The organism is Nonomuraea cavernae (assembly GCF_014646355.1).
In the GTDB taxonomy this organism is placed as follows: Bacteria; Actinomycetota; Actinomycetes; order Streptosporangiales; family Streptosporangiaceae; genus Nonomuraea; species Nonomuraea cavernae.
Genome location: NZ_BMNH01000042.1, coordinates 37,922 through 49,041 on the forward strand (window position 1 = coordinate 37,922; position 11,120 = coordinate 49,041).

Genomic DNA, 11,120 nt, shown 5'->3' on the forward strand with positions numbered 1-11,120 from the left:
CGATCCCCTCCAGTGTGCCTGCCCGCGGGGACTGGGCAAAACGTGCGGGCCGGGACATCCGGATCTCGACCCGGCGGAAGAAGCAGGCCGGGGCCGTACGCGAACCACCGCGTCGCCGCCGGCACGCTCAGCCTGTCGTGCCTGGCTCCCCGCCCGGCGGCGGGGCACTGAGCGCGCCCTGCCGCTCGGCCCAGCGCGTGATCGAGTGCCGTTCGATCGCCGCCGCCATCAGATCGGGGAAGGCGTCGGGCGTGCACGCGAACGCGGGCACGCCCATGGCGGCGAGCGCGGCGGCGTTCTCGTGGTCGTAGAACGGCGCGCCCTCGTCGGAGAGGGCCAGCAGCACGATCACCTGGACGCCCGCCTGCGTCATGGCGGCCACCCGGCGCAGCATCTCCTGCCGGATGCCGCCCTCGTACAGGTCGCTGATCAGAATGAAGATCGACTCGGTGGGACGGGTGATGAGCCCCTGGCTGTAGGCGAGGGCCCGGTTGATGTCGGTGCCACCGCCGAGCTGGGTGCCGAACAGCAGCTCCACCGGGTCGTGCAGCTGGTCGGTGAGGTCGACCACGGCCGTGTCGAACACCACCAGAGACGTCCGGAGCGACCGCATCGAGGCGAGCACCGCGCCGAACACGCTCGAATAGACCACCGACGCGGCCATCGAGCCGCTCTGGTCGACGCACAGCACGATCTCGCGCTGCACCGCCCGCTGCCTGCGCGCGTAGCCGACGAGCCGCGACGGCACGACGGTGTTCTTCTCCGGCAGGTAGTTCCTGAGATTGGCCCTGATCGTCCGATCCCAGTCGATGTCGGCCACGCGTTTGGGCCGATGGGTCCTGGCGCTGCGGTCGAGCGCGCCGGTGACGGCCGCCCTGGTCTTCTGGGCGAGCCGTCGTTCGAGCCGCCGCACGACCGTGGCCACGACCGCCCGGGCCGACTCGCGGGCCTGGTCGGGCATCACCCGGTTGAGCGCGAGCAGCGTGCCGACCAGGTGCACGTCGGGCTCGACGGCTTCGAGCATCTCGGGTTCGAGCAGCAGCCTGGACAGGTCGAGCCGCTCGATCGCGTCCTTCTGCATGACCTGGACGACGGTGGACGGGAAGTAGGTCCGGATGTCGCCCAGCCACCGCGCCACGCGCGGCGCCGACGCGCCCAGGCCGCCCTCCCTGCCTCCCGAGCGGCCGCCCTGACCGCCCTGACCGCCCTGACCTTCCTGGCCGCCGTAGAGCGCGGCGAGGGCGCCGTCCATCGCGGCGTCGCCGCCCTGCAGCGCGCAGCCCGTGCCGTCGGCCTCCCCGCCGCCCAGCACCAGCCGCCACCTGCGCAACCGCTCATCCATGCGCTCTCCCCAGGATCGCCAGCACGGTCCGCTCCGCGCCCGCCGCGCGCCGCTCGTCCAGATCGGTCTCGTCGGCCTCGGCCCGCCGCCCCGCCGACCGGACGCGCTCCCCCACAGCCCTCCGCTCAGGTACGGCGAAGCCGCCGAACGTACGCCGCAGCAGCGGCAGCACCTCCACGAACTGGTCACCGCCGAGACCCGTCAGCCACCCGTCGACCAGGCTCAGCAGCCGCTGGTCGTGCACCAGCAGCAGCCCGCCGCCCGACAGGAACCCCTCGACCCACGCGGCCGCCCTGGCCGGGGCGTGGCCGCGGGACATCGCCCGCGACATCCGGTCGCCCGCGTCGGCGAGCTCCCCGGCGTCGAGCAGGACGCGGGTCAGCCTGCCCTCGATCAGCCCGTGCAGGTCGGGCCGGTCGCTCAGGCCGTGCAACGTGGCCAGCCACCGCCGCCTCGGGCCGGCAGGTCCGGCGGGCTCGGCAGGTCCGGCGGGCTCGGCAGGTCCGGCGGGCTCGGCGGGTGAGTCGTCGAGCAGGGCGACGGCCGCGTGGACGCCGTCGACGTGGCCGAGCAGGGCGGCCGCCGCGTCGTCGTCGAGGCCGGTCACCGCGACGGGCAGCCCGACGCACACCCGGTCGAGCATCGAGTGGACGATCACCGCGAGCCCCTCGGCCGGGGTGCCGCGCACGTCGCCGTAGCGGTGCGCGCGGACCATCGCGGGCAGCGCCGCCATCAGGTGGCCGACGTCGGCGTCGAGCGCCGCCTTGGCCGACAGGGCGGCCAGCACGGCGGGCAGCGCCTCGGGTAGCTCGGCCAGCAGGCACCGCTCCACCAGCGCGGTCAGGTCGGCCAGCGTGGCCGGCTCGCCGGCGGCCAGGTCGCGGGCGCGCTGCGCGGCGGCCCCGGCGACCGTGACGCCCAGCGCGGCGCACTCGATGAGCGCCAGGTCGTACTCGGGGCGCCAGCGCAGGGTCCAGGTCTCCTTGAAGGTGCCCTTGCCCCGCGACTCCCCCGGCGTGCCCCATGCGACGCCGAGCAGCCGCAGCCGGTGCAGCAGATGGCTGCGGTCGAGGTCGAGCGGTTTGCGCAGGTCGAGGTTCAGCTCGCGGTCCAGCGCCTCGGGCCGGAGCCGGAGCCGCCGCTGCCGGTCGCGCAGGTCGCGCTGGAGCGGCACCATGGGCGTCCGGTCGCTGACGTGGCCGAGCCGGTCACCGACGACCAGGCGACGCTGGATCAGCTCGACCGCCAGGTCGTCGCCCTCGCACAGCACCGCCCGGGCCGCCTCGGTGACCTCGCCCAGCCCGGCCAGCGGGCGGCCGCGCAGCGTCGCGAGGCCCTGCGCGAGCCGTACGGACTCGATGACGTGCGCCGGCGACACGGCCAGCCCCTCGTCGCGCAGGACCGCGGCCGCGCGGGCCAGCCAGCGCTCCACCGGCCGGTCGGGGGCGCCGAACAGGTGGTCGTACCAGCCGGGCGAGCCGACGCCCGCGCCGTAGCCGCTCCACCAGGCCAGCCGGCCGTGCGTCCACGGCACCCAGGTCAGCTCGGGTTTGACCTTGGGCAGGCCGCGCAGGACCGCGTCGTCGGCCTTGGCCGGCGGGAGCGGCTCGACCAGGGCGGGCACGTGCCAAGCGCCGCAGACCACCGCGATCCGCTCGAAGCCCGCCTTGGCGGTGGCGCGCAGTGTCCTGCGCATGTACGCCTCGCGCCGGGTCTCCCGCTCGTCCGGCTGGTACCCCTCTCGGACGGCGGCCATCGCCTCGGCGATCACCTCGAACGGGGTGTCGCCGCGGTGCTCGACGACGTCCTCCCACCATCGTTCGGGGTCGTCGTGGCCGGCGGCGCGGGCGAGCGCGCCGATGGGGTCGACGCGCAGCTCGGCGGCCTCGGCCGGCGGGTCGTCCGCGGGATCTTCGGCCAGCGTGTGGGCCGCGGGCAGGTCGCAGAAGCGCACCGGGATCCCGTGCGCCGTGGCGTACAGGATGGCCTGCCATTCCGGGGAGAAGGTCGCGAACGGCCAGTAGGCGGCGCCGGAGGGCCTGCCGGGGACATGCGCCAGCAGCGCCACCGGGGGCTCCAGCTCGGGCGCCAGCTCCACGAGCGCGTCGGCCTCCGGCGGGCCCTCGATCAGGATCACGTCGGGCCGGAGCCGCTGGAGCTCGTCGCGCACGGCCCGGGCCGATCCCGGGCCATGGTGGCGTACGCCAAGGACGGAGACGCTCACGACACCTCTCGGCAGGCCCGGTAGAAGTCGCGCCAGTCGGAACGCTCGCGCACGACGGTCTCCAGATACTCGCGCCAGACCACCCGGTCGGACACCGGCTCCTGCACCACCGCGCCGACGATCCCGGCGGCCACGTCGGCCGGGCGCAGCACGCCGTCGCCGAAGTGCGCGGCCAGCGCGATGCCGCTGGTCAGCACGGAGATCGCCTCGGCTGTGGACAGGGTGCCGCTCGGTGACTTGACCTTGGTGCGGCCGTCCTCGGTGACCCCGGCGCGCAGCTCGCGGAAGACGGTCACCACGCGGCGGATCTCGGCCAGGCCGGTGCTGGTCTCGGGCAACTCCAGCGAGCGGCCGAGCTGGGTGACTCGCCGCGAGACGATGTCCACCTCCTCCTCGGCCGTGGCGGGGACGGGCAGGACGACCGTGTTGAAGCGGCGGCGCAGCGCGCTGGACAGCTCGTTGACGCCGCGGTCGCGGTCGTTGGCGGTCGCGATCACGTTGAAGCCGCGCTCGGCCTGGACCTCCCGGTTGAGCTCCGGGATCGGCAGTGTCTTCTCCGACAGCACGGTGATCAGCGCGTCCTGCACGTCGGACGGCATCCGGGTCAGCTCCTCGACGCGGGCGACGCGGCCCTCGGCCATCGCCCGCATCACCGGCGACGGGGTCAGCGCCTCGATCGACGGGCCCTCGGCCAGCAGTCTCGCGTAGTTCCAGCCGTAGCGGATGGCCTCCTCCGCGGTGCCGGCCGTGCCCTGCACGAGCAGCGTGGAGTCGCCGCTGACCGCCGCGGCCAGGTGCTCCGACAGCCAGGTCTTGGCCGTGCCGGGCACGCCGAGCAGCAGCAGCGCCCGGTCGGTGGCCAGGGTGGCGACGGCCACCTCGACGATGCGGCGGGCGCCCACGTACTTCGGCGTGATCCGGTCGCCGTCGCCCAGCAGGTAGGTGGTCACCGCCCACGGCGACAGCCGCCAGCCCGGCGGCCTCGGCCGGTCGTCGTCCTTGGCGAGGAGGGACAGCTCCTCGGCGTACTGGTCTTCCGCGTGTGGCCGCAGGACGGTCATGAGGCCTCCTTCGCCGGCCCCGTGGCCGTGGTGCTGGTCGTCATCGTTCCCTCGCTCACGTGAGCTCCTTGATCATGTCCGCGCGGAACCGCAGCAGGGCGGCGACCTCCTGGATGGGCGGCTCCGGCGAGTAGCTCCCCGCCAGGTCTGCCAGGCCGGGGTCGATGCGCTCGCCCGCCAGCCTGACCAACTCGCCGAGGTTCCACGGCTGGGTGCCGGCCACCTTGAGGATCTTGCGCAGCACGGCCGTGGCCAGTCCCTCCCGCCAGTGCGGGGAGACCCCGCCCAGCACCATGATCAACTGACTGTCCAGGTCGTGCCTCTTCACGAAGTCGGCGGCGAGCCGCTGCTGCTCCTCGGGACCGAGCGCCTCCAGCAGGTCGGCGATCGGGTCCCAGGCGAACATCGCCCGCGCCCACTCCGGGTCGCGCTGCAGCACCGCGGCCCGCATCCAGCCGGCCTTCATCTCGGCGTCCCATTCGGGGATGCGCATCGCGAGCAGCGTGTCCGGCGGTAGCTCCCAGCTGGCCAGCGGGGCGCGTGCGATGACCTGCTGCAGCCACCAGGCCCGCTCGCCGGTGCCGCGAGGCGGCTTGGGCCGGATGCCGTCGCGCTCCATCGCCCTGTCGCACGCCTTGGGCGCGTCGACCGTGATCGTGGTGCCGGTGATGGCGACGCAGTCGCGGGCGCGGGCGGCCATCCGCCCGGCCAGGGCCGAGCCGGGCAGGCGGGTCAGCAGGTTGGCGGCCTGCTGGCGCACCTCAAGCCGGCGGTCGTCGAGGGCGTGCTCCAGGAACGGCTCGTCGTCCATGGACAGCCCGGCGGCCAGCACGCCGACGAACTCCATCCGGTCCTGGGGAGTCTCCTGCTCCCAGGTGCCCTCCAGCAGCTCTCTGGCCGCCTTCGGGTCGGACGTGCGGAGCCGGCGCAGGTGGGCACGGCGGTCGGCGGTGCCGCCCAGCTCCCAGGTCTCGCCGGTCGGCTCCTCCAGCAGGTAGGCCCAGGCCGGGTTGCGTCCGGCCAGCCACCGGCCGCGCTGCCCGGCGAGCACGCCCAGGTGCGCCCGGATCGACCTGTCGCGCCTGCCCCGGTCGAGCAGTTCGGGCAGCACGAACGGCGGCACCCGCCGCCCGCCGCGCGCCGCCTCGGCCAGCCATTCGGGCAACAGCCGCTCATGCCGGCCGGCCATGATCGTCGCCAGCCGTTCGGCCGCCGCCCGCCCGACCGCCGCCTGCTCCTCTTCGGGCGCCCGCCCGCCGTCCTCGGTCCGGCCCCGCTCGGGCGCGTCCCCGGGATGTACCTGCGCGCCGTCCTCGGCCCCGCTCTCGGCGACCGGCTCGTGCCCGCCGTCCTCGGCTCGACGCCCGGTGGCCGGCGCGCTGACCGGCCCGCGACCGGCGCGCCGGCGCGCGACCTCCACGGCCGCGTCCTCCAGCAGGCTCCCCTGGTACGGCCTGCGGGCGGTGCCGACCAGGGCCGTGGACGTCAGCGTGTCCCAGCTCACGGAGTCGCTCACAGGATCACCGCCATTCCCTCGTCGTCCCAGACGGTCAGGGGGCGCAGGCCACGCGGAGTCCACTCGGCCGCGACCGTGACCGGATGGCCACCGGAGACGGCGAGCAGCCGCCACGGGTCGCGCTCTCCCGGGTGCAGCGGGAAGCCGCCGAGCGCCGTCCGATCGGGCACCACGCCGGCCAGCACGACCGGCCAGGACGAGGTCCACGGGTCGGCGGCCAGCGCCGCCGCGACCTCGTCCATCGCCTGGTCGGGCGTCATCCCCGGCGGCGTCTCCTGGCCGCACGCGATCCCCGGCGCTGTTCCTTCGCCGGACGCGGGGACGTGGCGGGCGGCGACCAGCGCGCGTAGCGGCGCGGCGCTGGGATAGAAGGCCAGGTCGGCGTCGATCGTGACGCCCGTGACCAGGGAGGCGTCGAGCGCCTGCCCCTGGGGTGCGAAGGACAGCACCAGCGCGGCCTGGCCCGTGCCACGGCCGCGCAGCCACACGCGGCGGGCCGTCAGGCGGTCCTGCTCCTCGTCGCGCCGGCCCAGCACGTCCCAGCGGTCGCGCACCACGGGACCGGCCAGCACGTCCTCGCGCGTCACCGGGAAGCCGACGCGGGTCAGCACGGTCGCGGCCAGGGCCTCCGGCAGCTCGGCGCGGCGCCGATAGGCCACGGCCAGCAGGTTGACCAGGGCGTATTCCTCCAACAGCCGCCCCGGCCAGTCGTCCTCCGCGCGCACCCGGACCAGTCGTGACACGGCGCTCGCGACGCCGGGCGCCTGGGCGTCGACCAGCCGCTTGGCCAGCTCGTCCCAGTCGCGCTCACCCGCTCCGGCCAGCCCCTGACGCGTCTGGTCGGCCAGCCACCGCTCCAGCTCCGCCAGCCCCGCCGTCACGCGCGCGTGCCGCGCGGACTCCGTACCGGTGGCTCGCGCCCTGACGCCGCCCTCGTCGGCGGCGAGAGCGAGCACCTGATCACGGCTCCACCGTTTGAACACTCGCCGCACACTAGCCAGGACGACCGACAAATCGTACCTATTCCAGATGATCCCTCTTCCCTCGTTCTCCGCCCACCGGACGGCACGCGACACGCGAGGATCGAGATGGGAACTCGGGCCGTACACTCGCCGGCGTGGAGTTGACGATCTATCCGGACGGCCCCGCCGTCGAGGTGGCCGACGAGGCCGAGGCGCTGGCCAGCGGCCTGGACGGGCAATTGGTGCTCGACGGCACCCGCTTCCTGCGCCGGGACGTGACCGGCGCGCCCGTCGGGTTCGCCGAACGCCCGCCGATCGCGCGCGCCCTGGACCTGCTGCCGCACCCGGAGGGCGGCTGGTTCAGGGAGACCTGGAGGTCCGCGGTCGAGGTGCGGCCCGGCGGCTACCCGGGCCCGAGGGCCAGCGCCACGGGCATCTACTTCCTGCTCCAGCCAGGCGAGGAGTCGATCCCGCACCGGGTCCGGTCGGACGAGGTGTGGCTGTGGCACCGGGGCGGGCCGTTGTCGCTGACCGTCGGTGACGAGACGGTGGTGCTGGGGCCACTGGTCGAGGCGGGACAGGTGCCGCAGGCCGTGGTGCCCGGCGGCGTCCGGCAGTCGGCCCGGCCGGCCGGGGACGAGGCCGCGCTGGTGAGCTGCGTCGTGTCGCCGGGCTTCGACTTCGCCGACTTCAGCACCGGCTGAGCGCTCCCACCGGCATTACCGGGACTTGCCCCGGCCTTCACCGTAGGCGCGGAAGGGGCGGGGAAGGCCCACCTGCATGGGGCGCCTGCCCACCTACCACCCGATGCTCGCCCAGCTCGGCTCCCTGCCGCCGGCCGCGCAGGACGACGCGTGGAGCACCGAGATGAAGTGGGACGGAGTGCGCGCCCTGGCCTACGTCGAGGCGGGGGCGGTGCGGCTGGTGTCGCGCACCGGCAGGGACATGACAGCGTCCTATCCGGAGCTGTGTCCGATGGCCGGGGCAGTCGACGGTCACGACGTGGTGCTCGACGGCGAGATCATCGCCTTCGACGACGCCGGGCGGCCCAGCTTCGGCACGCTGGCGCCCCGGATGCAGCAGCGCAACCCGCTCAAGGTGGCCCAGCTGGTCAGGGCCGTGCCCGTCACGTACATGATCTTCGACGTGCTGCACGTCGACGATCGCAGCGTCGTACGGCTGCCCTACGACGAGCGGCGCGAGCTGCTCGAACGGCTGGTCACACCCGGCTTCCGGTGGCAGACGCCGGTGGCCTTCCGCGGCGGCTCGCGCGCGGCGCTGGCGGCCAGCCGCGAGCTGGGCCTGGAGGGCGTGGTCGTCAAGCGGCGCACCTCCCCCTACCGGCCCGGGCGGCGCAGCCCGGAGTGGACGAAGGTGAAGAACGTCTCCCACCGGGAGGTCGTCATCGGCGGCTGGAAGCCGGGGACGGGTCGGCGGGGCGGCCGGATCGGCTCGCTGCTGCTGGGCGCGCACGACCCGGCGGGCCGGCTGCTGTACGTGGGGCACGTCGGCACCGGCTTCACCGACGCCATGCTGGCCGACCTGCGGGAACGGCTGGCGCCGCTGGAACGGCCGGACTCGCCGTTCACCGAGCCGGTCCCCCGCGAGTACGCCCGCGACGCGCACTGGGTGGAGCCGCGCCTGGTGGGCGAGGTGCGCTACGCCGAGGTGACCGCCGACGGGCGGCTCCGTCATCCCTCCTGGCGCGGCCTGCGCCCCGACAAGGAACCTGGCCGGGTGATGGCCGCCGACGTGCGGATCGACCTCCCCTCGGCCATGGACGATCCCGGCAGCGCCACCGGCTGACGCGGGGCCAGGTCGTCAGGCCGCTCCGCCGACGGGCCGGCGGAGGGCCCCGGGGTCGTCAGACCGCCGACGGGCCGCCCGAGGCCCCCCGGGACGGTTCTCTTCCGGCGCCGATGATCGGGTCGATAGCCTGAATCGGTGCGACTAGGAGTGAACGTTCCCAATTTCGGACCAGGGACCGACCCCGGCGTGCTGCGTCAGTGGGCGCGCACGGTGGAGGGCCTCGGCTACGACCTGCTCATGGTGTCGGATCACATCGCGGTGACGCCCGACGTGGCCGAGCAGTATCCGGCGCCGTTCTACGAGCCGTTCACCACGTTGTCCTGGCTGGCCGGCGTCACCGGCCGGATCCGGCTCGGCACCACGGTGCTCATCGTCCCCTACCGGCACCCGCTGCTGGTCGCCCGCATGGCCGCCAACCTCAACCAGCTCAGCGGGGGGCGGCTCGTCCTCGGCGTGGGCGTCGGCTGGGCGCGGCAGGAGTTCGAGGCGCTGGGGGTGCCGTTCGAGCGGCGCGGCGCGCTGACCGACGAGCACCTGCGGGCGATGCGCGACGCCTGGGCCGACGACGCCGACTACCGGGCGGGGCGGATCCCGCTCTGGGTGGGCGGCAACAGCGACGCCGGCGTGCGCCGGGCGGTGCGGCTCGGCGACGCGTGGCACCCGCTGCGGCTCCCGCTGTCCCGGCTGCGGGCGGCGGTGGCCCGGATGAAGGCCGTCGCCGACGAACTGGGGCGGCCGGTGCCCGAGCTGGTGCCCAGGATCATGCTGCGGCTCACCGAGACGCCCATCACCGGTGACGACCGGCTCGCCGGCGAGGGCACCATCGAGCAGGTCGTCGACGACCTCGGGCAACTGCGGCTGCTCGGCGCCGAGACCGTGATGCTCGACCCGTTCGCCGGCGACCCGGACGAGACGCTGCACCCCGAGGTGGCCTGGCAGGCCCTCGCCACCGTACGCGCCCACCTGCCGACGGAGAGACCATGACGCCCGACGACGAACGCTTCCTGCTCCGTGCCATCGAGCTGGCCAACGAGGCGCGGGCGGGCGGCAACCCGCCCTTCGGCTCGTTGCTGGTCGGCCCCGACGGTGACGTACTGGCCGAAGATCGCAACACCAGCGTCACCGAGAGCGACATCACCGCCCACCCCGAGCTGAAGCTGGCCAGGTGGGCGGGCCGCGAGCTGGATCCGGCGACCGCTGCCGGCACCACCATGTACACCAGCTGCCAGCCGTGCGGCATGTGCATGGGCGCCATCGAGCGGTCCTTCCTCGGCCGCGTGGTGTACGCGTTGTCCACCGAGCAGCTCACGGCCCTCAAGCCGCCCGCTGCCGCGCCCGGCGTGCGCCTGGAGGGCCCGGCGTCGCCGGAGCAGGGCCGCGTCCCCGTCGAGGGCTACTACACGTCAGCTTCTCAGCCGTGAACGACCGAGCTTGCAGCTCCTGGCCGTCGGTGGTTTCGACGGTCCGGTCCGCGTCAGGCAGCGTGACTCACTGCCCAGCCCGTCTCACCGCGTGCGGCGATGTTGCGGGCTGCGTTGACGTCGGCGTGCTCAGCGAAGCCGCACGACGTACAGGCGAAGGTTTCCTGGTCGGGCCGGTTGTTCTTGGCCACGTGCCCGCAGGCCGAGCAGGCTTGCGAGGTGTAGGCCGGGTCCACGTGGACCAGGGCGACACCGGCGCGGGCCGCCTTGTAGGCGATGAAGTGGCCGAGCTGGTGGAAACTCCATGAATGCAGCGTGACCCGCTGGGGCTTGCGGAGCCGTACCCGGTCGCGGATCCCCTGGAGATCTTCCAGGGCGATCCCTCGCCCGGTGCGTGCAGCCTCGGTCACGATGCGTCTGGCGATGGTGTGATTGGTGTCGGCGGCGAAACGTGCTTCTTTACGGCGGCGTTTCTTCAACAGCCGTCTGGCGCTCTTGGTCTGTTTGGCCTGCAGGCGGCGGCGCAGCTCGCGGTGGCGGTGACGGACCGCGTTCAGGGTCTTGCCGCTGTGGCGGACACCATCGCCGGTGCCGGTGCCGGTGGCGGTGGCGGTGGCGGTGGCGGTGGCGGTGGTGGCGATGTTGGCGATCCCCAGATCCACCCCGACAAACCCGTCCGGGGCGCGCACCGGAACGTCCGGCAGGTCGCAGGTGGCGATGAGGAACCACCTGCCATCGCGGCAGACCAGGTCTGATTCGCCCTTGCGGTGAGCGGCCAGCAGGGT

10 protein-coding genes are annotated in these 11,120 nt (G+C 74.2%); 4 read left to right on the forward strand and 6 right to left on the reverse strand.

The genetic code is table 11. The features are described from left to right. Positions 1-127: 127 nt before the first annotated feature. From IEY82_RS36465 to IEY82_RS36485, 5 genes are read right to left on the reverse strand one after another with little or no spacing between them, the layout of a single operon-like run. Positions 128-1,342 (reverse strand): VWA domain-containing protein, encoded by a 1,215-nt coding sequence (locus tag IEY82_RS36465; protein ID WP_189128846.1) that lies wholly within the window; start codon positions 1,340-1,342, stop codon positions 128-130. Then, a complete protein-coding gene (locus tag IEY82_RS36470; RefSeq protein ID WP_189128847.1) occupies positions 1,335-3,566 on the reverse strand; it encodes a DUF5682 family protein in 2,232 nt (743 codons plus the stop codon). Before IEY82_RS36470 ends, IEY82_RS36465 begins: the two co-directional genes overlap by 8 nt. Then, positions 3,563-4,627 carry an ATP-binding protein gene (locus IEY82_RS36475; protein WP_189128848.1) on the reverse strand — a complete coding sequence of 355 codons (1,065 nt, stop codon included), beginning with the start codon at positions 4,625-4,627 and terminating at the stop codon, positions 3,563-3,565. Before IEY82_RS36475 ends, IEY82_RS36470 begins: the two co-directional genes overlap by 4 nt. 55 nt (positions 4,628-4,682) lie before the next feature. Further along, on the reverse strand, positions 4,683-6,143 hold the full coding sequence (locus IEY82_RS36480; protein WP_189128849.1) for a DUF5691 domain-containing protein: 1,461 nt from the start codon (positions 6,141-6,143) through the stop codon (positions 4,683-4,685). Next, positions 6,140-7,126, reverse strand: coding sequence for an SWIM zinc finger family protein (locus tag IEY82_RS36485; protein WP_225264321.1), 987 nt, complete (start codon positions 7,124-7,126; stop codon positions 6,140-6,142). Before IEY82_RS36485 ends, IEY82_RS36480 begins: the two co-directional genes overlap by 4 nt. 134 nt (positions 7,127-7,260) lie before the next feature. Here IEY82_RS36485 and IEY82_RS36490 point away from each other — a divergent pair, with 134 nt between their 5' ends. The 4 genes from IEY82_RS36490 to IEY82_RS36505 all read left to right on the forward strand — a co-directional run bounded on the left by IEY82_RS36490 (position 7,261) and on the right by IEY82_RS36505 (position 10,335). After that, positions 7,261-7,809 carry a cupin domain-containing protein gene (locus IEY82_RS36490; protein ID WP_189128850.1) on the forward strand — a complete coding sequence of 183 codons (549 nt, stop codon included), beginning with the start codon at positions 7,261-7,263 and terminating at the stop codon, positions 7,807-7,809. A gap of 76 nt (positions 7,810-7,885) precedes the next feature. Continuing rightward, on the forward strand, positions 7,886-8,911 hold the full coding sequence (ligD, locus tag IEY82_RS36495; protein WP_189128851.1) for a non-homologous end-joining DNA ligase: 1,026 nt from the start codon (positions 7,886-7,888) through the stop codon (positions 8,909-8,911). 138 nt (positions 8,912-9,049) lie between these two features. Next, the gene (locus IEY82_RS36500; protein WP_189128852.1) at positions 9,050-9,898 is read left to right on the forward strand and encodes an LLM class flavin-dependent oxidoreductase; all 849 of its coding nucleotides are present in this window, start codon (positions 9,050-9,052) and stop codon (positions 9,896-9,898) included. Further along, the gene (locus IEY82_RS36505) at positions 9,895-10,335 is read left to right on the forward strand and encodes a nucleoside deaminase (RefSeq protein ID WP_189128853.1); all 441 of its coding nucleotides are present in this window, start codon (positions 9,895-9,897) and stop codon (positions 10,333-10,335) included. The genes IEY82_RS36500 and IEY82_RS36505 overlap by 4 nt, the downstream gene beginning before the upstream one ends. 53 nt (positions 10,336-10,388) lie before the next feature. Here IEY82_RS36505 and IEY82_RS36510 read toward each other — a convergent pair. Further along, a partial coding sequence (locus tag IEY82_RS36510; RefSeq protein WP_189128854.1) for an RNA-guided endonuclease InsQ/TnpB family protein occupies positions 10,389-11,120 on the reverse strand: 732 nt, incomplete at its 5' end.

Coding starts and splice junctions, on each gene's coding strand:
- ligD (WP_189128851.1), top strand. CDS start 7,886: ATGGGGCGCCTGCCCACCTACCACCCGATGCTCGCCCAGCTCGGCTCC.
- IEY82_RS36465 (WP_189128846.1), bottom strand. CDS start 1,342: ATGGATGAGCGGTTGCGCAGGTGGCGGCTGGTGCTGGGCGGCGGGGAG.
- IEY82_RS36505 (WP_189128853.1), top strand. CDS start 9,895: ATGACGCCCGACGACGAACGCTTCCTGCTCCGTGCCATCGAGCTGGCC.
- IEY82_RS36475 (WP_189128848.1), bottom strand. CDS start 4,627: ATGACCGTCCTGCGGCCACACGCGGAAGACCAGTACGCCGAGGAGCTG.